This window comes from Ramlibacter sp., from assembly GCA_019635435.1.
GTDB lineage: Bacteria > Pseudomonadota > Gammaproteobacteria > Burkholderiales > Burkholderiaceae_C > JAHBZM01.
This window is the reverse complement of the sequence record JAHBZM010000001.1, coordinates 2,477,243-2,499,600: the sequence shown is the minus strand read 5'-3', so window position 1 is coordinate 2,499,600 and position 22,358 is coordinate 2,477,243. Positions and strand designations below refer to the sequence as shown.

Annotated in this window: 21 protein-coding genes; 9 read left to right on the top strand and 12 right to left on the bottom strand. The window is 66.1% G+C overall.

Annotation, left to right across the window (positions count from 1 at the left end; translation table 11 throughout):
- Positions 1-51: 51 nt before the first annotated feature.
- The 3 genes from KF796_12185 to KF796_12175 form a co-directional block, all read right to left on the bottom strand.
- On the bottom strand, positions 52-165 hold the full coding sequence (locus KF796_12185) for a twitching motility protein PilT (protein MBX3587391.1): 114 nt from the start codon (positions 163-165) through the stop codon (positions 52-54).
- Positions 166-268: 103 nt separating this feature from the next.
- Entirely contained in the window at positions 269-598 is a 330-nt protein-coding gene (locus KF796_12180) for a CcdB family protein (GenBank protein ID MBX3587390.1), read from the bottom strand.
- 8 nt (positions 599-606) lie between these two features.
- A complete protein-coding gene (locus KF796_12175; protein ID MBX3587389.1) occupies positions 607-852 on the bottom strand; it encodes a type II toxin-antitoxin system CcdA family antitoxin in 246 nt (81 codons plus the stop codon).
- 174 nt (positions 853-1,026) lie between these two features.
- Here KF796_12175 and KF796_12170 point away from each other — a divergent pair, with 174 nt between their 5' ends.
- Genes KF796_12170 through KF796_12160 form a run of 3 tightly spaced genes read left to right on the top strand, consistent with a single transcriptional unit; the run spans position 1,027 to position 3,285 of the window.
- Complete coding sequence (locus tag KF796_12170) at positions 1,027-2,031, top strand: DnaJ domain-containing protein (GenBank protein MBX3587388.1); 1,005 nt, start codon at positions 1,027-1,029, stop codon at positions 2,029-2,031.
- Between the two features lie 2 nt (positions 2,032-2,033).
- The gene (locus tag KF796_12165) at positions 2,034-2,333 is read left to right on the top strand and encodes a MerR family transcriptional regulator (protein MBX3587387.1); all 300 of its coding nucleotides are present in this window, start codon (positions 2,034-2,036) and stop codon (positions 2,331-2,333) included.
- A 58-nt stretch (positions 2,334-2,391) separates the two neighbouring features.
- A complete protein-coding gene (locus KF796_12160) occupies positions 2,392-3,285 on the top strand; it encodes a hypothetical protein (GenBank protein ID MBX3587386.1) in 894 nt (297 codons plus the stop codon).
- A 38-nt stretch (positions 3,286-3,323) separates the two neighbouring features.
- Here the strand turns inward: KF796_12160 and KF796_12155 are convergent, their stop codons facing one another.
- A complete protein-coding gene (locus tag KF796_12155; GenBank protein ID MBX3587385.1) occupies positions 3,324-4,028 on the bottom strand; it encodes a DUF899 family protein in 705 nt (234 codons plus the stop codon).
- A 231-nt stretch (positions 4,029-4,259) separates the two neighbouring features.
- Here KF796_12155 and KF796_12150 point away from each other — a divergent pair, with 231 nt between their 5' ends.
- The 3 genes from KF796_12150 to KF796_12140 are packed head-to-tail and all read left to right on the top strand — an operon-like array spanning position 4,260 to position 8,397.
- Positions 4,260-5,420, top strand: a complete 1,161-nt coding sequence (locus tag KF796_12150) for an FIST C-terminal domain-containing protein (protein MBX3587384.1) — start codon at positions 4,260-4,262, stop codon at positions 5,418-5,420.
- Positions 5,417-7,624 carry a PAS domain-containing protein gene (locus tag KF796_12145; GenBank protein MBX3587383.1) on the top strand — a complete coding sequence of 736 codons (2,208 nt, stop codon included), beginning with the start codon at positions 5,417-5,419 and terminating at the stop codon, positions 7,622-7,624. Before KF796_12150 ends, KF796_12145 begins: the two co-directional genes overlap by 4 nt.
- A 56-nt stretch (positions 7,625-7,680) precedes the next feature.
- A complete protein-coding gene (locus KF796_12140; GenBank protein MBX3587382.1) occupies positions 7,681-8,397 on the top strand; it encodes a YebC/PmpR family DNA-binding transcriptional regulator in 717 nt (238 codons plus the stop codon).
- 17 nt (positions 8,398-8,414) lie between these two features.
- On the opposite strand, the gene KF796_12135 is transcribed toward KF796_12140, so the two are convergent.
- From KF796_12135 to KF796_12125, 3 genes are all read right to left on the bottom strand, one after another.
- Positions 8,415-11,450, bottom strand: coding sequence for a response regulator (locus KF796_12135; GenBank protein ID MBX3587381.1), 3,036 nt, complete (start codon positions 11,448-11,450; stop codon positions 8,415-8,417).
- A complete protein-coding gene (locus KF796_12130; protein ID MBX3587380.1) occupies positions 11,447-12,415 on the bottom strand; it encodes a c-type cytochrome in 969 nt (322 codons plus the stop codon). The genes KF796_12135 and KF796_12130 overlap by 4 nt, the downstream gene beginning before the upstream one ends.
- A 119-nt stretch (positions 12,416-12,534) precedes the next feature.
- A complete protein-coding gene (locus KF796_12125) occupies positions 12,535-13,476 on the bottom strand; it encodes a 2-dehydropantoate 2-reductase (protein ID MBX3587379.1) in 942 nt (313 codons plus the stop codon).
- Positions 13,477-13,554: 78 nt separating this feature from the next.
- Here KF796_12125 and KF796_12120 point away from each other — a divergent pair, with 78 nt between their 5' ends.
- Positions 13,555-14,007, top strand: a complete 453-nt coding sequence (locus KF796_12120) for an EVE domain-containing protein (GenBank protein MBX3587378.1) — start codon at positions 13,555-13,557, stop codon at positions 14,005-14,007.
- 30 nt (positions 14,008-14,037) lie between these two features.
- Here the strand turns inward: KF796_12120 and KF796_12115 are convergent, their stop codons facing one another.
- Both KF796_12115 and KF796_12110 read right to left on the bottom strand, forming a co-directional pair.
- Positions 14,038-15,771: a bifunctional protein-serine/threonine kinase/phosphatase gene (locus KF796_12115; GenBank protein ID MBX3587377.1), complete on the bottom strand. Its 1,734-nt coding sequence runs from the start codon at positions 15,769-15,771 to the stop codon at positions 14,038-14,040.
- Positions 15,772-15,832: 61 nt separating this feature from the next.
- Positions 15,833-16,645: a formate/nitrite transporter family protein gene (locus tag KF796_12110; GenBank protein MBX3587376.1), complete on the bottom strand. Its 813-nt coding sequence runs from the start codon at positions 16,643-16,645 to the stop codon at positions 15,833-15,835.
- 327 nt (positions 16,646-16,972) lie between these two features.
- On the opposite strand from KF796_12110, the gene KF796_12105 reads away from it, so the two are divergent.
- Positions 16,973-17,464, top strand: a complete 492-nt coding sequence (locus KF796_12105) for a DUF1499 domain-containing protein (GenBank protein ID MBX3587375.1) — start codon at positions 16,973-16,975, stop codon at positions 17,462-17,464.
- Positions 17,465-17,469: 5 nt separating this feature from the next.
- Here the strand turns inward: KF796_12105 and sbcB are convergent, their stop codons facing one another.
- The 3 genes from sbcB to clpS all read right to left on the bottom strand — a co-directional run bounded on the left by sbcB (position 17,470) and on the right by clpS (position 21,754).
- Entirely contained in the window at positions 17,470-18,915 is a 1,446-nt protein-coding gene (sbcB, locus tag KF796_12100) for an exodeoxyribonuclease I (GenBank protein ID MBX3587374.1), read from the bottom strand.
- Between the two features lie 85 nt (positions 18,916-19,000).
- Positions 19,001-21,340 carry an ATP-dependent Clp protease ATP-binding subunit ClpA gene (gene clpA / locus KF796_12095; protein ID MBX3587373.1) on the bottom strand — a complete coding sequence of 780 codons (2,340 nt, stop codon included), beginning with the start codon at positions 21,338-21,340 and terminating at the stop codon, positions 19,001-19,003.
- Positions 21,341-21,394: 54 nt separating this feature from the next.
- A complete protein-coding gene (clpS, locus tag KF796_12090) occupies positions 21,395-21,754 on the bottom strand; it encodes an ATP-dependent Clp protease adapter ClpS (GenBank protein MBX3587372.1) in 360 nt (119 codons plus the stop codon).
- Positions 21,755-21,981: 227 nt separating this feature from the next.
- Here clpS and KF796_12085 point away from each other — a divergent pair, with 227 nt between their 5' ends.
- The gene (locus tag KF796_12085; GenBank protein ID MBX3587371.1) at positions 21,982-22,314 is read left to right on the top strand and encodes a cold-shock protein; all 333 of its coding nucleotides are present in this window, start codon (positions 21,982-21,984) and stop codon (positions 22,312-22,314) included.
- Positions 22,315-22,358: the final 44 nt, after the last annotated feature.

Genomic DNA, 22,358 nt, shown 5'->3' with positions numbered 1-22,358 from the left:
CGTGCGTCCAGGCGGCGCGCGGGGCTGTTCCGGGTTCAAACTTGCCGCTGGTCACCAAACCTGCAGTGCCAGTCGCGCCGGGTCCAGAGCGTTCACCTGCGCAAACGCCTTGTCCCGGCTGACCAAGGTGGCCCCCACAGCAATCGCATGCGCCACAATCATCATGTCGAAGTCACTCAGGTTGATGCCCTGGGCTTCCGGCCCGCTGCACAGCTCGCTGTAGCAGGTGGCCACTTTTTCCGACTCCACCGCCGCAGACGGCGCGGGACTAACGCCAGGACCGGGTCAGCAACTCATCCAGTGCATCGGCAATCTGCTGCCCCTGTTCAGCCAGTGAGCCCACATGCTCGCCCAGCTGGTCAATCGCCACAGACACCATGTCAAGCGGGTGCAGCACCACATCAACGGCCTTGACGCGAAACACAGGGTTCATGCGGGAGCCCGCCATGGCGGCAGTACGCGGCAGCGTGCTGCGTCGGACCAAGGGCACCACCACCCGACGCCGGTAGCCGTCAAAAAGCGACGACTGCACCACCACCACAAAAGGAATCGCCTCCTTCAGCGCCCCCTTGTTCCGGTGAACATCAAACTGGGGCATGGGCAGGCCTACAAGGTGGAATGCTCGTCAGCAAAGGAACCGACCTTTTCGTGCACCGCGTTCCAGCCGGCTGCGCAGTCGTTGGCCCACTGCTGATGGCTGGCGCGTTCGTGTTGCTGCTGCTCGACGTAGCCCGCCAGCAAGGTATCAACCGTGGCAGACAGGTTGGTGCTGTATTGCCGGGCCTTGTCAATCAGGTGTTCGCTCAAGCTCAGGTTGATGGCACGTTTGCGCGCCAATGCGGGTTCAGCCATGTTGACCCTTTCTTTCTGCGCATGGCATGCGCATAGACACCAGAGCATAGCCTGTTTTTTTGGATTGAAAATTGTCAGCAATGCCGGGAAGGCGGTCGCCCAGGCCAGGCGCCCTTGTCTGACGCCATTCTTCCCGCCACCGCGCCACAATGATCGCCTCAGCCAGGAGATCGCATGGAGTTCAAGGACTACTACAAGACGCTGGGCCTGGACAAGTCCGCCACCCAGGACGATGTCAAAAAGGCCTTTCGCAAGCTCGCGCGCAAGTACCACCCCGACGTGAGCAAGGAGGCCGACGCCGCCGCGCGCATGGCCGAGGTGAACGAGGCCAACGCCGTGTTGTCCGACCCCGAAAAGCGCGCCGCCTACGACGCGCTGGGCCAGCAGACGCATGCGCGCGCGGGGCAGGAGTTTCGACCGCCGCCCAACTGGGACGCGGGCTTTGAGTTCTCGGGCGATGGCGGTGGCGGCGCGGGCCTGCACAGCGACTTTTTTGAGGAGCTGTTTGGCCGGGCGGCGCGGGGCCAGCGGGCGCAGCGCCCGGGCGGCGCAGGGCCAGGCGGTGGTGGGGGCGGCGGCTTTGACGGCCGCCAGCCGCAGATGCGCGGCGAAGACCACCACGCGAGGATCGAGCTCGATCTGCTCGACGCTTACCACGGCGCCGAGCGCACGCTGAGCCTGCGCGGCGCGCATCTGGACGATGCGGGCCACGTGGTGCAGCAAGAGCGCGAGCTGCAGGTCAAGATCCCGCAGGGCGTGCGCGAGGGCCAGCACATCCGCCTGGCGGGCCAGGGCTCGCCAGGGTTTGGCGGCGGGCCGGCCGGTGATTTGCTGCTGGAGGTGGTGTTCAAGCCCGACGCGCGCTGGCATGCCCAGGGGCGCGATGTGTACCAGCGCCTGCCGCTGGCCCCGTGGGAGGCCGCGCTGGGCGCGCAGGTCAACGTGCACACGCCCACCGGCGAGGCCGAGGTGACGGTGCCCGCCGGCTGGGGCCCCGCCAAGAAGCTGCGGCTCAAGGGCCGGGGCATTCCGGGCAAGGAGCCGGGCGATCTGTACCTCGTGCTCGAGATCGCCCTGCCCCCGGCCGATACCGCCGAGCAGCGCGCCGCCTATGAAGCCCTGGGCAAGGCTTTTGCCGGGCCCACGCCGTTCAACGCCCGCCAAGCCACAGGAGCCTGACCATGCCACACGACATCACCTATCTGGAGTGCGAGGTGCTGGACGAGCGCGCCTTCACCGCCGAAGAACTGGCCCGCGCCTGCGGCGTGACCGTGACCTGGGTGCACGCGCGCATCGAGGCCGGCGTGCTCAATGCCGAGCCCGCCGCCGGCCGCTTTGACAGCGCCACCCTGCTGCGCGCCCGCCGCATTGCGCAGCTGGAGTCCACCTTCGGGGCCGACCCGCAGCTGGCCGCGCTCACCGCCGACCTGATGGAAGAGGTGGCGCAGCTGCGCCGCCAGCTGCGCGCGCAAGGTTTTTAAGCCAAAAGGGGCTGGAGTCCAGGGCCGGCGGCCACTGTGCGCTACATAATTGGTAGCAATGACGATGGCAAGCACGCACCTGCACAAGACACTTTGGGGCCTGGCCCTGCTCGCCGCCCTGGCCGCCTGCCGCCCCAGCCGCACGCCGCCCACCCCGCCGGTGGCGCCCACGGCCAGGGGCGAGTGCCCCGATCTGGCGGGCGCCTATGCGGCCGACGACTCGGTGGCCCACTACGACCTCGTGCTCAACGCGGTGCGGCTCAACCACCTGACCGGCGGCCACCCGGTGGTCGAGGTGCTGCAGGAGCCGCAAGGCGATTTGACGCTGCGGCCGCAGCAGCCCGCCGGGGAGCGGCAGGTCATCGGCACCCGCGCCGCCTGGGGCAGCTACCGCTGCGAGGGCGGCTACCTGCTTCTGGACAAGCGCTTCAACTACAACTTTTACTTCCGCCAGAGCCGGGCCCGCTCGGGCGGCGAGACCGACGAGTCCGCCGAGCGCGCGTATGCACTGGCGCGCAGCCCGTCGGGCGACCTGATCGTCAAGACCACGCGCTACCAGTGGCTCTCGATCTCGTTCTGGGCCCCGGGTGGCACCGGCGGCCGGGTGCCGGGCACCACCACCGAGCAGGTGAGCTACACCACCTGGCAGCGCCTGGCCGGCGCAGCCGGTGCGCCCGGCCAGCCCGACAAGCCGCGCCTGAGTGAAGAGGCCCTGGTGCAGCAGCTGCTGGCCATCCTGCCGGGCAGTGCCAACCACACCCAGAGCAAGACGCAGGGCGGCTACCGCTACCTGAGCTTTCGCTGGAACGCCAGCGACACAGGCAGGGCCGGCATGTCGGCCCTGCACGCCCGCGTCAACCGCGAAACGCCGGCCGAGGTGCGCGGCATCATCACCTCGCCCACCATCAACGGGTTTGACGTGATGATTGCCACGGGGGCACTGGCCCCCTAGCCGCCGAGCCCCTGGCCGCGGGGGTTCGGGGCGCCGGCTCAGGGCGCGGCGGGGTAGCTCAGCTTGGGGTACCAGTCGGCCCCGCGCCCGGCGGGCGTGAGGTCCAGCAGGTTCCACAGCGGGGCCAGGTCGGGCGCGCCGCGCGCGTCCTGGCCCGGGTCGGCGGTGGGGCCCATCTCGCCGCCCCAGAAGTGGTGCACCGCGCCGCCGCGCCTGACCCACACGTCCAGCGCGGGCCATTCGTCGCCCTCGGGCGAGAGGCCGCGGTAGTCGCGCGCAAAGTCGTCGCCCACGGTTTCGTAAAACTTGAGGTTGCGCCAGCCGCGCTCGCGGGCAAAGGCCAGTTGCCGCGCCACGGGCGAGCGGCCCAGCACGGCAAAGGCCACCTTCTGCGTGAGGTCCACCACCGGCACGTCGAGCGAACCCAGCAGCGAGGTGCACATGGGGCAGGCGTTCTTGCGCTGCGGGCCGTACATCCAGAAGTAGGTGATGAGCGTGTCATGCGGCCCAAACAGGTCGGCCAGCGCCAGGGTGCGGCCCTGCTCGTCCCTGAACTGGTAGTCGGGCGGCTGGCCGCCCAGCGGCAGGGCCCGGCGCAGGGCAGCCACGCGCTCCAGGTGGCGGCGCAGCTCGATTTCTTCGGCCAGCAGGCGGGTGCGGGCTTCGCGGTACGCGGCGCTGTCGTTGGGGTACGGCCGGCTGGCGGCGTCGGCCAGTTCGGCGGCGGGTTTGAGGTTGGGCATGGGGGCTCCTTTGCCGGGGGTCAAGGGTTGGGTTCCCTTGTACGACGGATGGGGGCGCCCAGGATCGACAACCTGTGTGCGTTGTGCCGCGGCCTGGCCCCGCCACCTCTTAGGGAATTTTCTGAACCCTTTCGTCTTTCGATGTGTTTCAATCTGATACACATCGGATGCCATTCCCTCCGCGCACAATGGGTTGCTCCGTCCGCCCCGTCGATCCGAAAGGGAGGCCCCATGAAAGTCGAACAAAGACAATGGACACAGGCCCAGGGCTGGCAGCCGGCCGCGCCCGGCCCCGACGCCGAAGCGGCCCAGGTCGTTTTTGTATTTGGCGCCACGGCGGTGCTCCAGCAGCACGCGCTGTCCGAACAGCTGCGACGCGACTACCCCGGTGCCTGGCTGTTTGGCTGCTCCACGGCCGGCGAGATCGCGGGCACCCAGGTGTCGGACGATTCACTGGTGGCCACGGCCGTGCAGTTCGAGCGCACGCCGCTGCGCCACGCCATGGTGGATCTGGCCCAAACCACCAGCAGCCATGAAGCAGGCGAGGCACTGGGCCGGCAGTTGCCCGCCACGGTGCAAAGCCACGGGGCCGCGCAGGCCCTGGCGCACGTGCTGGTGCTGTCGGATGGCCTGAACGTCAATGGCAGTGACCTGGTGTCGGGCCTGGGCGCCGCCCTGCCCTGCGGCGTGAGCATCACGGGCGGCATGGCGGGCGACGGCCCGCGCTTCGGGCAGACGCTGGTCTACCGCGAGGGCACGCCCTGCGAACAGACGGTGGCGGTGCTGGGCCTGTATGGCCCCCACCTGAAGGTGGGCTTCGGCTCGCTGGGGGGCTGGGACTCGTTTGGGCCGGAGCGCCTGATCACCAAGTCCTGCGGCAATGTGCTGTATGAGCTGGACGGGCATTCGGCATTGCGCCTGTACAAGCAGTACCTGGGCGACCACGCCCACGAGCTGCCCGCCAGCGGGCTGCTGTTTCCCTTGAGTCTTCGCACCAGCCCGGGCGAGCCGCCAGTGGTGCGCACCATCCTGTCGGTGGATGAACAGGCCCAGAGCCTGACCTTTGCCGGGGATGTGCCCGAAGGGGCTTACGCGCGCCTCATGAAAGCCAATTTTGACCGCCTGATCGATGGCGCCACGGGCGCGGCCCGCACCAGCCGCCCGCCACTGGGCGCAGCCCATGCCGATCTGGCCCTGCTCATCAGCTGCGTGGGGCGCAAGCTGGTCCTGAAGCAGCGCATCGAAGAAGAGGTTGAGGCAGTTCGCGAGGTGCTGGGGCATCAGCCCGCGCTGGCCGGCTTTTATTCGTATGGCGAGATTTCCCCTTTTTCCCCCGGAGCCCGCTGCGAGCTGCACAACCAGACCATGACCATCACCACCCTGGCTGAATGACCGGCATGGAGCATCTGCACAGCCTCCTGCGGCGCCAGCTGAGGCGCCATCTTGGGGATCTGGCGGCCATCCCGCCCGAGTGGCAGGCGTTCATTGACGGTGTCAATGACGCCTACCTGGCCAGCGATGCCGACCGCCAGATGATGGAGCGGTCGCTGGAGCTGAGTTCGCAGGAACTGGTCGAGGCCAACGCCGAGATGCGGGCCGTGTTTCAGGCCATCCCCGACCTGGTCCTGCGCCTGGACCGCGGCGGCACGGTGCTGGACGTGAAGGCCGGCGCGAGCCACGAGCTCCAGGTGTCCCGCCGGGACTTTGTCGGCCGCCCGCTGCAGGACACCCCGCTGCGGGAAGCAGCCGCGCAGCTTCTGGCCGCGGCGCATCAGGTGCTCACCTACAACGCCACCGTGAGCGTTGAATACGCCAGGCGGCGCCCTGACGGCGACACGCATTGCGAGGCCCGCCTGCTGCCCCTGGACAGCGGGCAGATCGTGGTCATCATCCGCGACATCACCCAGCGCAAGCAGGCCGAGCTGCGCGTGCGCGACGACCTGCAGACCTTGCGGCGCGCCGCGGAGGCCGCCCAGGCGATTGCGCAGCACCAGTCCCTGGGGCCGCTGCTGCAGGCGGTGGCGGAGCAGGCGCGCGCCGTGGTGCAGGCGCACCAGTGCTTTGTGAGCCTGCAGCGCGTGGGCGACTCGGTTCGCCAGGCCGGCGGCATTTCGTTGTCAGACAAGCATGCGGTGTGGCAGGACAGGGCCGGCCTGCTCGCGGTGGTCCAGCGCAGCACGGGCCAGGGCCTGGACGAGGCCGCCCTGCCGCTTCGGCTCAGCACGGCCGGGCTGCTGGAACACCCCTGCTGGCGGGGGCAGCTGGCGCAGGGCCAGGGCCGCCCGGAAATGCGGGGCTGGCTGGTCACGCCCCTGAAAAACCGCCAGGGCACGACCGTGGGCTATCTGGAACTGTCAGACAAGGTCGAGGGCGAGTTCTCCATGCACGACCAGTACCTGCTGGAAGAGCTGACCCACATCGCCGCCACAGCCATCGAGAACGTGGGCCTGATGGAAGAAGTCCGCGAGCTCAACGCCGATCTCGAAAACCGGGTGCGGGAACGCTCCGAGGCGCTGGCCCGGCAGGAGGCCCTTTTTCAGGCCGCGGCCGAGCAGGCCCCCCAGGTCATGTGGATCGTCAACCCCAAGGGGGCGGTCACCTACCTCAACCGGGCCTGGTACGAGCTGGTGGGAGGCGCGGCACCCAAGTGGCTCGGTCATGAATGGGCCGACGCCGTGGTTGCCGAGGATGTGGCCGAGATGCGGCGGCAGTGGGCGCTGGTCAGTGGTACCGGCGGTGTGTTTTCCGGGGTGCGTCGCGTGCACGCCCAGGACGGCACGCTCCACACCCTGTCGTACCGCGCCTCACCGGTGCGCGGCTCCAAGGGCGAGGTCACCTGCTGGATCGGCATGGACGCCGACATCACCGAGATCAAGGCCATTGAAGCCGCATTGCGCCGCTCCAATAGCGAGCTGGAGGCCTTTTCGTATTCGGTCTCGCACGACCTTCGCTCGCCGCTGCGCGTCATCGACGGTTTCAGCCTGCTGTTATCCAGGCAGCTCCCTCCGGATGCCAGCGAGAAGGCGCACATCTACATCGGCCGGATCCGGGCCGGCGTGGAACAGATGGGGCAACTGATCGAGAGCCTGCTAGCGCTGGCGCGCATCTCGCACAGCAGCCTGCGCCCGCAGGCGGTGGACCTGAGCCGCGTCGCCACCGACGTGGTGGCCCGGCTGCGCGCGCGCGAGCCCGAGCGGGACGTGGTCATCGCCATCGCGCCGGACCTCCAGGTTCATGGCGATGAAGGCTTCCTCAAAATTGCCATGGAGAACCTGATTGCCAACGCCTGGAAGTTCAGCTCGCGCCGCGCCGACGCGGAGATCCGGGTCGGCCGCATCGACAAGCCAGGCACCGATCCGGTTTACTTCGTGGCCGACAACGGCGCGGGCTTTGACATGGCCTATGCCGACAAACTGTTCGGCACGTTCCAGCGGCTGCACTCGGTCAGCGAGTTTCCAGGCACCGGCGTCGGCCTGGCCACGGTCAAGCGGGTGATCGAGCGGCACGAGGGCCGGGTCTGGGCCGAATCCCGGCCAGACGGCGGGGCAACATTTTTCTTTACGCTGCCACCCCAAGGGCTCGCCACGGGCGTTTAGGATCATGGGTTGTGCGCAGCCGCCGGCGGCGCACCCACCCTCAAGGAAATCGACACATGGGCGCGCAGTGGAAAGCAAAGGGCAAGGCACAGGCCGCGGATGCCAGGGGCAAGCTGTTTGGCCGGCTGGCCAAGGACATCATGGTGGCCGCGCGCAACGGCGCCGACCCGGCCAGCAACGCCAGGCTGCGGCTGGTGGTGGAGCAGGCCCGCAAGGTCTCCATGCCCAAGGACACGCTGGAGCGCGCCATCAAGAAGGGCGCGGGCCTCACGGGCGAGACGGTCAATTTCGAGCACGTGATCTACGAGGGCTTTGCCCCGCACCAGGTGCCGGTGATGGTGGAGTGCCTGACCGACAACGTGAAGCGCACCGCGCCCGAGATGCGGGTGCTGTTCCGCAAGGGGCAGCTGGGCGCCTCAGGCTCGGTGAGCTGGGACTTTGACCACGTGGGCATGGTCGAGGCCGAGCCCACCGCCGGCGCCACCGATGCCGACCCCGAAGTGGCTGCCATCGAGGCCGGCGCCCAGGACTTCGAGCCGGGCGAAGACGGCGCCACCATCTTCATCACCGACCCGACCGATGTGGACGTGGTCAGCCGCGCCCTGCCCGCGCAAGGCTTCACCGTGCTGTCGGCCAAGCTGGGCTACAAGCCCAAAAACCCGGTGGACCCGGCCAGCCTGTCAGCCGAGGCCATGGAAGAAGTCGAGGCCTTTCTGGCCGGCATCGACGCCAACGACGACGTGCAGAACGTGTACGTGGGCCTGGCGGGCTGAGGCCTCCCGCGCTCAATTCACTGCGCCGCGGCGGTGGTTGCCGCCGCCTTCTCCTGGTGGCGGGCACTGCCCCCGGCCGACGCCGCAGCCGCTGGCGCGGCTTCAGGTGGCAACTGGGCTTGCAGGTCACTGACCAGTTCTTTCATCGCGCTGTCCAGGACGTGAAGCAGCAGGTCCAGCTGTTCGCGCGGCTGGCGGGTTTTGATGGCCCGCTCCAGTTCACCGGCCGGCTCGGGAATCCTCAAGGCGCCGATGTTGCCCGAAACGCCCCGCAGCGTGTGTGCCAGGCGTTCCGCGGTGTCCCAGTCGCCCTCGTCAAGGGTCCTGCGAATATCGGCGGGAACGCTCTTCTGCCCGGCCACATATTTGCGCAGCATGGACAGGTACAGCGGCTTCTTTCCCATCATCCGCGACAGCCCCGCCGTGACGTCCAGCCCGGCGATGCCCGAGGGCAAGCCGTCGGCCGCCGGCGCCACTGGCGGGCGGGGCGGTTCCGCGTCCGGCGCCGGGGTTGCCGCGCGTGGCTTGATCCAGCGCAGCAAAATGGTCCACATGTCATCGGGATCAATGGGTTTGCCAATGAAGTCGTCCATGCCCGAGTCCAGGCACCTGCGACGATCCTGCTCCATGGCGTTGGCGGTCATGGCGACAATGGGGAGCCCGGCCAGGCGGGCGATCTTGCGGATTTCGATGGTGGCCGTCACGCCGTCCATCACGGGCATCTGCATGTCCATGAAGACCAGGTCGTAGGAAGCTTGCTGCACCATGTCCAGCGCCATCCGGCCGTGTTCGGCGACCTCGACCGTCAAGCCGGCGTCCTGGAGCAGTTCGCGCGCCACCTGCTGGTTGATGTCGTTGTCCTCGACAAGCAGGATGCGGGCGCCGCGAATGGCGGTGAGCCGCGTCAATGCACTGGAGAGCTGTTCCGCCGCCTCGCGGGGCTCGGACCGGTATCCGCCCAGCACGCTCATGGTGGTGTCGAACAGGATGGACGGGTTCACCGGTTTCACCAGCACGTTCTCGATGCCCGCGTCGCACGCCTCCTTGAGCATCTCTTCGCGCCCGTAGGCCGTGACCATCAGGAACATCGGCGGTGACGGCAGCCCCAGAGCCTTGATGCGCCGCGCCGTTTCCATGCCGTCCATGACGGGCATGCGCCAGTCCAGATAAACAATGTCATAGGGCCGGCCATCGATGGCGGCGCAGCGCACGGCCTCCACCGCGGCGGCGCCAGCAGCGACCTCGCCGACCTCAAAGGTCATGCCGCGCAGCATCTCGGCAATGACGGTGCGCGCGTGCTCGTTGTCCTCCACCACCAGGGCCCGGCGACCGCGCAGGTCGGGCACCGGCACGAGTTCGCGCTGCGTCGCGGAGCCGATGCCAAGCCTGGCCGAGAACCAGAACAGGCTGCCCCGTCCGTATTCGCTTTCGACCCCCACTTCTCCGCCCATCAGTTCGGCCAGCTTTTTCGAGATGGCCAGGCCCAGCCCGGTCCCGCCAAACTTGCGGGTGGTGGACGCATCGGCTTGCGAGAAGCTCTGGAACAGCCGGCCAATCTGCTCGGGTGTGAGCCCAATGCCGGTGTCGCGCACGCCAAAGCGCAGCAGCACCTCCTGCCCGGTGCGTTCGACCGCCTCCACGCTGACGATGATCTCGCCTTGCTCCGTGAACTTGACCGCGTTGTTGGCGTAGTTCAGCAGGATCTGACCCAGGCGCAACGAGTCACCCACCAGTTGGGGCGGCACATCGGCGCCGACCTCGAAGACCAGTTCCAGCCCCTTGGAGTGACTCTTCTCGCTGACCAGGTTGCCCAGGTTGTCAAGCAGCTTCTCCAGTTCAAAGTCGGCTTGCTCGATGGCCAGCTTGCCCGCTTCGACCTTGGAAAAATCCAGGATGTCGTTCACCACGCCCAGCAGATGCTGGCCTGAACTCTGGACTTTCCTGATGTAGTCGCGCTGGCGCACCGACAGCTCGGTCTTGAGCACCAGATGCGAGAGACCGATGATGGCGTTCATGGGGGTGCGGATTTCATGGCTCATGTTGGCCAGGAAGTCCGACTTCATCCGGGTGGCTTCCTCGGCCAGTTCCTTGGCCTCCGCCAGCTCCCTGGTGCGCGCCTGCACCCGCAGTTCCAGGTTCTGGTTGGCGTCCTGAAGGTCGAGGTTGATCTGGTTGATCGTGGCATGGCTGCGCAGCAAGCGCGTGGCCGCAAACAGCAACAGCGCCACCAGCGCTGCCGAGAAGATCAGCAGGAACTGGCGGTACTGCTTGTTCTGCGCGGCCGCACCCTGCTGGCTGCGGCTCAGCTGGTTGTGGATCGCATCAATGCGCTGACCGGTGGGCACAAGGGCAATCTGGTCCAGCAGGTCATCCACGATCCGCTGCTCGCGCAGCACGGCCTGAACGTGGCTGCTGAAGATATCCAGCATGTCCTGGGTCTCGGGGCGCACCGCGTGGAGCCCGCCAGCCAGTTGATTCAGCCCCGCCTGGATCTCGATGCCTTTTTCAACCGACGCGTTCTGGCTGTACAGGGTGCTGGCCAGCAGCAGCCTGTTCACCTGGGCCACCATCTGCCGCATGGCCGGCGGCAGGCCGCCATTGCCCCCCTTGAGCGACTGCTGGATGTCCTCAGCCGCCGTGGGCAGAAAGGCCAGAGAATTGCGCAGCACCGCGTTGTGCGACTTGAACCGCTCGATCAGCGCCGTCTTCTGCTCGAAGGCAAGCCGCAGCGCTTCGCGGCCTTGCGCCAGCGTGGCATCTTCAACGTGTTCGGGCGCCTGGAGCTCAAGCTTGAGCTGCTCCAGCATCTGGGTGAATTCGCTCACCGATCCGGCCAGCGGGTCGTAGTTGCGGTTGATGCCCATCTTGGACTTCAGCACATCCGTTTCCCATTGCGCGTCCAGTTGCTTGAAATGCCGTAGCAAGGCCACGTTTTCAAAGTAGTCGGCCTCGCCGTAGCTGCGCGTCTTGGAATAGAAAAAGGCCAGCACCGACAGAAGCAGCGCCAGCAGAATGGCGATGGGCAGCCAGGCCAGTTGACGAGGCGCTTTCATGGCCTGACTCCAAGTTGACCGTTGAGGGTGCCCAGAAACTTGATGATCAGATTCTTGTCCTCCCGGGAGGCAAGCCGGCCCAGCTGGTACCTGAACATCACATCCACGGCCTCGTCCAGAGTCCTGGCCGAGCCGTCGTGGAAATATGGCGCGGTCAGGGCCACATTGCGCAGGCTGGGGACCTTGAAGACATGCCGGTCGCTGTCCATTTCTGTCACGAGAAAGCGCCCCAGATCAGCCTGCGTCGGATTGCCCCGCTTCTCGAAATAGTTGCCCATGACGCCGAATTTCTGGAACATGTTGCCGCCAACGTTCACCCCCTGGTGACAGGCCACGCAACCATATTGCTTGAAGCGGGCGTAGCCGGCTTTCTCCTCGGCGGTGATGGCATTCAGGTCGCCGCGCAGGAATTTGTCAAAACGCGCATCCGGCGTCACCAGCGTCCTCTCGAACGTGGCGATGGCGTTCTGGATATTGGCTTTGGTCACTCCGTCCTTGTAGGCAGCCCCGAAGGCGGCCTTGTATTTGGAGTCGCCTGACACTTTGCGCACCACGTCTTCCCATTTGGAACCCATCTCCACCGGGTTCTGAATCACCTGGTCAACCTGGTCCTCCAGGGTGTCGGCGCGGCCGTTCCAGAACTGCTTGAAGTTGAGCGCCGCATTCAGCACCGTGGGCGCGTTCACGCTGGTCAGTTCGCCGTTCAATCCGGGCGAGCGTGCACGCCCATCGGCCCCGCCCTTGTTCACGTCGTGGCAACTGGCGCAGGACACCCGGCCATTGCCAGAAAGCCGCGCATCACTGAACAGCAGGCGTCCGATGGCCGTGCGGGCCGGGTCTTGCCTGGGCTGGGGTGGGATCGGTTGTATGGGTTCGGACTGGACCGCCATCGCGGCCAGCGGCAGGCCCAGGGCACACGCCACACTCATGGCAAGCGCCATCCCGTAGATGCGGCAGTTGGTCATCTCATGGCCCTCCTAGGCGACAAGCTTCAAAAAGATGCTTACCTGCGCATTGGGCGCTACCCCAGGGGCCACACTTCAGGCGATTTCCTCCATCGACTTAAGAAAAACACCTACGCCGGTTACCGCGTTGCCCGTGGCTTCGCGGCCGCCTTGCTCTCAATCAGCTTCACCAGCGCCCACAGCACGCGGTTGGCGGGCGTGGCAATGCCCAGCGCCTGGCCGCGCCGCACGATCAGGCCGTTGAGGTAGTCGATCTCGCTGCGCTTGCCGCGTGCCAGGTCCTGCGCGGTGGACGAGAACTGGGCGGGCATGGTTTCGACAATCTTTCGGATGGCCGCGTGGATGTCGCCCGGCAGTTGCACGCCCTCGGCCCGTGCCACGGCCAGGCATTCGGCCACCACGTCGGCCATCACGTCCTGCACGCCCTCGCCCACCGCCGTTTCGCCATAGGGTCGCTGGGCAATGGCCGAGACGGCGTTGTACGCGCAGTTGAGGATGAGCTTGGACCACAGCGCGCCGCGCACGTTGTCTGAGATATCGGTGGGCACGCCAGCCGCGATCAGCGCCTGCGCGGCGGCCTGGCTGGCGCTGGCGCCCGCCACGGGCTCGATCACCAGTTCGCCGCGCCCATGGTGTTTGACGTGGCCCGGGCCCGCCATTTCGGTGGCCACATAGACCACGGCCGCGGCCACGGCATGCCCGGGCAACACGGTGCGCAACCGGTCGGCGTTGTCCACGCCGTTTTGCAGGCACAGCACCAGGGTGTTGGGCCCCAGGTGGGGGCGGATTTGCGCGCCTGCGGCCTCGGTGTCGGTGGACTTGACGCAGAACAGCACCAGGTGGGCACCCTGCACCGCACTGGCATCAGGGCTCGCACCCAGCCGCACCTGCTCGTCAAAGCTACGGGTTTCCATGCGCAGGCCGTCACGGGCCATGGCGTCCACGTGTTGTGGCCGCGCGATCAACACCACGGAGTGTCCGGCACGGGCCAGCATGCCGCCGTAGTAGCAGCCCACGGCGCCGGCGCCCATCACGGCGACCTTGAGAAGGGATTGGGTCATGCCCTGCATTCTAGGAACGTAGACCGGTTTCCCGTGCGCTGGTAATCTTCGGACCCTGACTTTGGAGACATCCCGAGCATGAACCATTGGCTGATGAAGTCCGAGCCCGAAGAATGCTCGGTGGACGACGCGCTGGCCGCGCCCAACGCCACGGTGCCCTGGGTGGGCGTGCGCAACTACCAGGCCCGCAATTTCATGCGCGATGCGATGCGCATCGGCGACGGCGTGCTGTTCTACCACTCCAGTTGCGCCGTGCCCGGCGTGGTGGGGATTGCCCGGGTGGCATCGGCCGCCTACCCCGACCCGACGCAGTTTGACCCGCAATCGCCCTACTACGACGCGGCCTCCAAGCCCGAGGCACCGCGCTGGTGCCTGGTGGACGTGCAGGTGCTGCGCAAGCTGCCCGTGATCACGCTGCCTGCGCTGCGGGCCCGCCCCGAGCTGGCCGACCTGCTGGTGCTGAAGAAGGGTAACCGGCTGTCGATCACGCCCGTGTCGGCGGCGCACTGGGCCTTGCTCACGGCGCAGTGACGCCTCCTGGCGCCGCCTGGAGGCGGCGCGTCAGCGAAACGCGTGGAGCGCCATGAGCGCCACCACCAGCACGGCCAGCACCAGCGACAGCCCTTTCCAGAACAGCACCGGGCTGCGCTCGATCAGCGGCGGGCGCGAGCGGCTGAGGAATTCGAGATTGGGGTGGCGCAGGTCGTATAAAAACTCTGAAAGTTCGCCGTAGCGCTTGAGCGGGTTGGGGTGCACGGCCCGGCGCAGCACGCCATCGATCCACACCGGGATCTCACGCGTCTCATCCAGCACCGGGTCATAGACCAGCTTGTTCTGCGCGGCGCGGCTGCGGGCCCGGGACACCTCGGCGCCATACGGCAGGCGCCCGCTGAGCATCTGGTAGGTGATGACGCCCAGCGAGAACAGGTCCGAGCGCGGCGTGCCCGTTTCACCCAGAAAGTATTCGGGCGCGGCATATTGCAAGGTGCCCAGGATGTCTTCGCGCGCGCCCGGCGCGGCAGATTCCACCAGGCCGGCCACACGGGTGGAGCCGAAGTCGATGATCTTCACCGTGCCGGTGGCGTCAATCATGATGTTTTCGGGCCGCAGGTCCTGGTGCAGCATGTCCATCCGGTGAAAGGCCTGCAGCCCGCGGGCGATCTGTTCCACCAGGCCGCGCACGGTTTCAAGGTCGGGCCGCGGGTTGTCGATCATCCACTGGGTCAGCGTCTGTCCGTCAATGAACTCGGTGGCCACATAGATGGCGTGGCGCTGGCGCGTCTGCGGGCACGGCTTGAGCACATGCGCGCTGTTGATGCGCCGCGCCACCCACTCCTCCAGCAAAAAGCGCTCGACGTAGGCGGGGTCGTTCTGCAGGTCGATGGACGGGGTCTTGATGACAACCACCTGGCCGGTCTCCATGTCCTCGGCCAGGTAGATGTGGCTGCGGCTGCTGCCGCGCAGCTCGCGGATGATGCGGTAGCCGTCAAATTCGGCGCGGGGCGAAAGAATGGGCGGAAACGGCAGGCCGCTGAGCTGTCGGTACAGCTCATTGGGCTGGGGGTCGGGCAGGCTGTCGACCCGCACGATCTGCACCGTGAGGTTGTCGGTGCTGCCACGGTCAAAAGCCGCCTGCACGATGGCCCGGGCGGCCGCATCCAGGTCTGCCGCATGCACCTCCACAGTGCGAACCACGTCCGCGGCGTCCCAGCCTTCATAGGCGCCATCGGTGGCCAGCACGAAGATGTCGCCACGCTCGATGTCCAGCGCCTGGTAGTCCACCTCCAACTGCGGCCCGGCACCGAGCGCGCGGCTGAGGTAGCTTTGTTCAGGGCTGACCTGCAGCCGGTGGTCCGTGGTGAGTTGCTCGAGTGCACCGGCGCGCAACCGGTAGATGCGCGAATCCCCAATGTGAAACAGGTGCGCGGTGGCCGACTTGATGACCAGTGCACTCAGCGTGCACACGTAGCCGCGGTCTGGGTCATGGCGGTACTGGCTGAGCCTGCCTTGTGAGTGCAGCCACGAGTTGGTGGCACTCAGGATGCGCTCGCCCGAGGTCTTGACGGACCAGGCGTCCGAAGTGCAGTAGTAGTCTTCAAGAAAGGCCGCCACGGCCGCCTGGCTGGCCACATGGCTGACCTGGCTGCTGCTGATGCCATCGGCCAGTGCAATGGCAATGCCCTTGCTGCCAAGCTGCGGCGGTGCAGGCACGCACAGGCCGTGAAAGTCCTGGTTGCTTTCCTTGCGGCCCTTGTCGGAATGCTGCCCCGCCGAGATGTTCAGTTCATTGGCCATGCGTCATGTCAAAAAGCGCCAGCCCCGTCAGAGGCTGGCGCTGCGGGATTGTCGCCCGTGATCAGGCGGCAACGCGGCGGGGGCTGGTCTTGACGTGGGTGGCGTACAGCGTGAGGCCGGTGAACGCGAGGCCGCCCACCAGGTTGCCCAGCACCGTGGGGATTTCGTTCCACAGCAGGTAGTCGATGAACGTGAAGTTCGCGCCCAGCAGCAGGCCCGAGGGGAACAGGAACATGTTCACGATGGAGTGCTCGAACACCATGTAGAAGAACAGCATGATTGGCATCCACATCGCAATCACCTTGCCGCTAACATGCGTGGAGATCATGGCGCCAACCACGCCCGTGGCCACCATCCAGTTGCACAGCATGCCCCGGATGAACAGCGTGAGCATGCCGGCTGCACCGTGCGCCTGGTACCCCAGCGTGCGGCCTTCGCCGATGTGGCCGATGGCCTTGCCCACCGCGTTGGGCTCGGTCGTGAAGCCGAAGGTCACGTAAATGGCCATCATCACAGCCACCGTGAAGGCGCCTGCAAAGTTGCCGGTGAACACCAGTCCCCAGTTGCGCAGCACACCGGCGACAGTGACGCCCGGGCGCTTGTCAAGCAAGGCCAGCGGGGCCAGCACGAACACGCCGGTGAGCAGGTCAAAGCCCAGCAGATACAGCATGCAGAACCCCACCGGGAACAGCACGGCACCCAGCAGCGGCTGGCCGGTCTGCACGTTGATGGTCACGGCAAACCAGGCGGCCAGCGCCAGGATGGCCCCCGCCATGTAGGCCCGGATGAGCGTGTCCTTGGTGGACATGAAGATTTTGGATTCCCCAGCGTCCACCATCTTCGTCACAAACTCTGAAGGCACAAGATAAGCCATGCAAGCACTCCTTAGGTCAGAAAATTGAAGCCAAAAAAAAGCGCCCACCCTGCTCCTCAACTCAATTGAGGAGCAGAAATGGACGCCTTTATCCGTTCGAGTCAGTGGGCTCGCGAACTGGTTCGCTGTGCCCTGATCAGGCCGCCGTTGGCTTGATGGGGGAGTAGAAGCATTTACCGTGCCATCGAAAATCCATCTATAAACAGCAGAACCAGCATCCGCCACCGGGTTTTGGGCGGCAATGACTACCAAGGTAGTGCATTTGACAGGCTGATTGACCGTTTATGGTGCAACGCAACATTTGACCCATTCCATCCAGGAGAAATCATGATCACTGCCCTGAAACTCGTTGTGGTGCTGGTGGCTGGCCTGCTGGTCATGCTGCTGGTGGCTGGCCAGCTGGGCCTGCTCAAGGGACGGGTCCCCTCCGATCTGGGCGTCAAGGAAGGCCGGCTGAAGCCCCCGGCGAACCGCCCCAACAGCGTGAGCAGCCAGGCCTCGCTCTATCCGGACCATCGGTTCAGGGCCTATGCCGATATCGCGCCGCTGGCTTACCAGGGCGACGGGCCAGCCGCCTTTGCCCGTGCCGCCCAGGCTGTGAGGGCGCTGCCGCGCACCGTGGTGGTGGAGCAGACGCCGGTGTACCTGTATGCCCAGTGCAGCACCCGCCTTCTTGGCTTCACCGACGACCTGGAACTGCTGCTGGATGACACGGCCAAGGTGATCCACGTGCGCTCGGCCAGCCGGCTCGGTCACGGGGACCGCGGCGTGAACCGCGCGCGGGTGGAGGCCCTGCGGGCGGCGTTCGCCGCGCCCTGAGGCGGTCAGGCCTGAGGCACGATGGCCTCTGCATAGTCCTGCAGCGCGGCCAGCAGGGCTTCTGCCCGCTCGTTCGCGGATGCGGACAGCGTCTCGATTTCGGCCAGGAAGCCGTCAATGTTGCGCGCTCCGCCCTCGCCTTCAAGCAGGCGCGCCGCGCGATGCGCTTCCCAGCGCGCGGCTTCATCGGGGTTGAGCGTGTCGGCGAAGTTTCTCGCGCGGTAGCGGAACAGGATCTCCTCAAGCCGGGCGTCGTCAAACCCGGTGCGGGCCGTGGCCAGTTCGGCGCCCGACAGCCTGCGCAGCTGCTCGAGCCGGCGGCGGTCGGCGTTGCCCACGAAGCCGCCGTAAAGATCTTCGTCCACATCCGGGGGGGAATCTTCAACGGGGCGTTTGAAAACTTCGGCCCAGATGGCGCTCATGTCGGGCAGGTCGCGCGCAATGGCCGCGTGGCGCATGGCCTGGTCGAGATCGATGGACCATTTGGCGGCGGTCGCGGGTTGCAGCGTCTTGAGGTTGCCCACCACCATGGGCGACTTGTTCAGGTGCACGCTCTTGACGGGCAGCCGCGTCATGCCTTCGGGCAGGTCTGCGGGGCGGGTGAACAGGCGCGTGCGCAGGGTGGGCGCGTCCAGCAAGGGCAACTCGCTGGGGTCGTAGGCCAGGTTCCAGGCCAGCAACTCGTTCTTGTTGGTGGGGTGGGTGGCCAGCGGCCACATCACGGCCAGGCAGCCCTGCTCGGGCGGAAACATGCCCGAGGCATGCAGGAACGGCTTGGCATGGGCCTGCGTGGTGGGCAAGCCCAGCTCGGCGGCCACGTCCAGCTTCCGGTGCAGGCGCAGGGCGAACTCGAACAGCTTGGGCTGCTTTTGCCGGATCAGGCGGGCCAAGGCAATGGTGGCACGCACGTCAGACAGCGCGTCGTGGGCGGCTTCATGAGCCAGGCCATTGGCCCGGGTCAGGTCCTCGAGCTTGAAGCTGGGCCGGCCATCGGGGTGCCGGGGCCATTCAATGCCCTCGGGCCGCAGCGCGTAGGTCAGCCGCACCACGTCCAGCAGGTCCCAGCGGCCGCAGTCGTTCTGCCACTCGCGCGCATACGGGTCAATCAGATTGCGCCAGAACATGAAGCGCGTGACCTCGTCATCGAACCGGATGCTGTTGTAGCCCACGCCAATGGTGCCGGGTTCGGCCAGGGCCTGCTCGATGCGCGCCGCAAACTCGTGCTCGGGCATGCCGCGTTCCAGGCACACCTGGGGCGTGATGCCCGTGATCAGGCAGGCTTCGGGGCTGGGCAGAAAGTCGGGCGCGGGCTGGCAGTACAGCATGAGCGGCTCGCCGATTTCATTGAGCGCTTCGTCGGTGCGGATGCCGGCGAACTGGGCCGGCCGGTCGCGCCGCACTTCGGCACCAAAGGTTTCGTAGTCGTGCCAGAAGAAGGTGCGTGAGGTCATAAAAAGGAAAAGGTTGGCAGCTTGATGCTACCAACCTTCCGGGATGCCAGCGGTGCCCAGAGGCGCCGCTGAAGTCAGGCGGCCATCAGCCCGCCGTGGTTTCCTCGGCTTCGGGCTTGGCCCGGCCCTCCTTCTTGGGCAGCGGCTGGATGTCCAGCATGACCTCGGAGGTCTCGACGCCCTTGTCGTCGGTCTTGACCTCGATGTCGACCGTGAGCCGGCCGCCATCGGTGAGCCGGCCGAACAGCAGCTCGTCGGCCAGCGCGCGGCGGATGGTGTCCTGGATCAGCCGCTGCATCGGGCGCGCGCCCATCAGCGGGTCGAAGCCCTTCTTGGCCAGGTGCTTGCGCAGGGTGTCGGTGAAGGTCACCTCCACCTTCTTCTCGGCCAGCTGGGTCTCGAGCACCAGCAGGAACTTGTCGACCACGCGCAGGATGATGGTCTCGTCGAGCGCCTTGAAACTCACCGTGGCGTCCAGGCGGTTGCGGAACTCGGGCGTGAACAGGCGCTTGATGTCGGCCATCTCGTCACCCGCCTCACGCGGGTTGGTGAAGCCGATGGTGGCCTTGTTCATGGTCTCGGCGCCCGCATTGGTCGTCATGATGATGATGACGTTGCGGAAGTCGGCCTTGCGCCCGTTGTTGTCGGTCAGCGTGCCGTGGTCCATGACCTGCAGCAGCACGTTGAAGATGTCCGGGTGGGCCTTCTCGATTTCGTCGAGCAGCAGCACGCAATGCGGCTTCTTGGTCACGGCCTCGGTCAGCAGGCCGCCCTGGTCAAAGCCCACATAGCCGGGCGGCGCGCCGATCAGGCGGCTCACGGCATGGCGCTCCATGTACTCCGACATGTCGAAGCGGATCAGGTCAATGCCCATGATGTAGGCCAGCTGCTTGGCGGCTTCGGTCTTGCCGACGCCGGTGGGGCCGCTGAACAGGAACGAGCCAATCGGCTTGTCGCCCTTGCCCAGGCCCGAGCGCGCCATCTTGACGGCGCCGGCCAGCACCTCAAGCGCCTTGTCCTGGCCGAACACCACGCTCTTGAGGTCGCGCTCCAGCGTCTGCAGCTTGCCGCGGTCGTCGTTGGACACATTGGCCGGCGGAATGCGCGCGATCTTGGCGACGATCTCTTCCACCTCGGTCTTGGAGATGGTCTTCTTGCGCTTGCTCACCGGCAGGATGCGCTGGGCGGCGCCGGCTTCGTCGATCACGTCGATCGCCTTGTCAGGCAGGTGACGGTCGTTGATGTACTTGGCGCTGAGCTCGGCCGCGGCCTGCAGGGCGGCTGCGGCGTACTTGACGCTGTGGTGCTCCTCGAAGCGCGACTTCAGGCCCTTGAGGATTTCAACCGTCTCCTGCACCGTGGGTTCGACCACGTCCACCTTCTGGAAGCGGCGTGACAGCGCAGCGTCTTTCTCGAAGATGCCGCGGTACTCGGTGAAGGTGGTCGCGCCAATGCACTTGAGCTGGCCGCTGGACAGCGCGGGCTTGAGCAGGTTGGACGCATCCAGCGTGCCGCCCGAGGCCGCACCCGCGCCAATCAGCGTGTGGATCTCGTCGATGAACAGGATGGCATTGGGCTTGTCCTTGAGCGACTTGAGCACGCCCTTGAGGCGCTGCTCAAAGTCACCGCGGTACTTGGTGCCCGCGAGCAGCGCGCCCATGTCCAGCGAATACACGTGCGATTCGGCCAGGATTTCGGGCACATCCTTCTGCGTGATGCGCCAGGCCAGGCCCTCGGCAATGGCGGTCTTGCCCACGCCGGCCTCGCCCACCAGCAGCGGGTTGTTCTTGCGGCGGCGGCACAGGATCTGGATCACGCGCTCGACCTCGTACTCGCGGCCGATCAGCGGGTCGATCTTGCCGTCCTTGGCCAGCTGGTTGAGGTTCTGGGTGAACTGCTCGAGCGGCGAGGCCTTTTCAGACTTCTCGGCGCCCTCTTCGTTTTCGCTGGCCGCGGCCTCGCCGCTCTTGGCGGGCTCGGGCGGATCGCTCTTCTTGATGCCGTGGGCAATGAAGTTGACCACATCCAGGCGCGTCACGCCCTGCTGGTGCAGGTAGTACACGGCGTGCGAGTCCTTCTCGCCAAAGATGGCGACCAGCACGTTGGCGCCGGTGACTTCCTTCTTGCCGTTGCCGGTGGACTGCACATGCATGATGGCGCGCTGGATCACCCGCTGGAAGCCCAGCGTGGGCTGGGTGTCCACGTCGTCGGTGCCCGCCACTTGTGGCGTGTTGTCCTTGATGAAGTTGGCGAGCGACTTGCGAAGATCGTCAATATTGGCCGAGCACGCACGCAGGACCTCTGCGGCGCTCGGGTTGTCCAGCAGGGCAAGCAGCAGATGCTCCACCGTGATGAACTCGTGGCGTTGCTGCCGGGCCTCGACAAAGGCCATGTGCAGGCTGACTTCCAATTCCTGGGCAATCATGTGACTTCCTTCTGCCTTGCTGTTAACTCAACTCTACTTCGGTGTGACCCGGGTTTATTCAATGGGTTCACTGACACATTGCAGCGGATGCCCTGCTTCCTTGGCTGCTTCCCTCACCTGATCCACCTTGGTGGCGGCAACGTCCCTTGAATAGACACCGCACACCGCCTTGCCGTCCAGGTGGATTTTCAACATGATCTGCGTCGCGGTTTCCCGGTCCTTGTTGAAAAACTCCTGGATCACCACCACCACGAACTCCATCGGGGTGTAGTCATCATTGAGCATGAGGACCTGGTACATCTGCGGCGGCTTGGTCTTCTGGGTCCGTCGCTCCAGGACCACCGAGCCGCCGTCATCCCCGCGTGCCGGCTTGTTGTGAGGCGCCGGTGGTTTGGAGGGGGTTTTCGTTGCCATGAATTTCATTCTATCGAGCAGCATTACGCGCTGCACCATGCAGCTGAAATGGTGACGGAACCGTCACATTCAAGCGACAGCCCGCCATCGTGGTCCAGCTGCCTTTTTTCCTGTGGTCACAGGCACGAAAGCGCGCGGCCCCTAAACTTTAGTTCGTGAAAATGTTGACATTCCGGCCCCTATTCCCTCACACTCAATGGGGTTTGAGGGACAGCGGGGACCGAACAATGGCAAGCGGAACAGTCAAATGGTTCAACGACGCAAAAGGCTTCGGCTTCATCGAGCCTGACGGGGGCGGCCCCGATGTCTTTGCGCATTTCTCCTCCATCGCGATGGAGGGCTTCAAAACGCTCAAGCAGGGTTCGCGCGTGAGTTTTGAACTCACCGACGGGCCCAAGGGCCAGCTGGCGCAGAACATTCTGGCAGAAGCCGGCTTGCCCGAGGCCGACGCTGCGCGGCTACCGGCGGCCAGCCGCCAGCCCGCCAGGCCCTCCAGGGTGCGGGCACCCCAGTTTCATGCCGCGCTGCAGGGCGAACTGATGGGTTCCAAGCAGGCCTGAGGCACGCCAGGCTCCGCAAATAAAAAGCCGCCCGCAGGCCATCC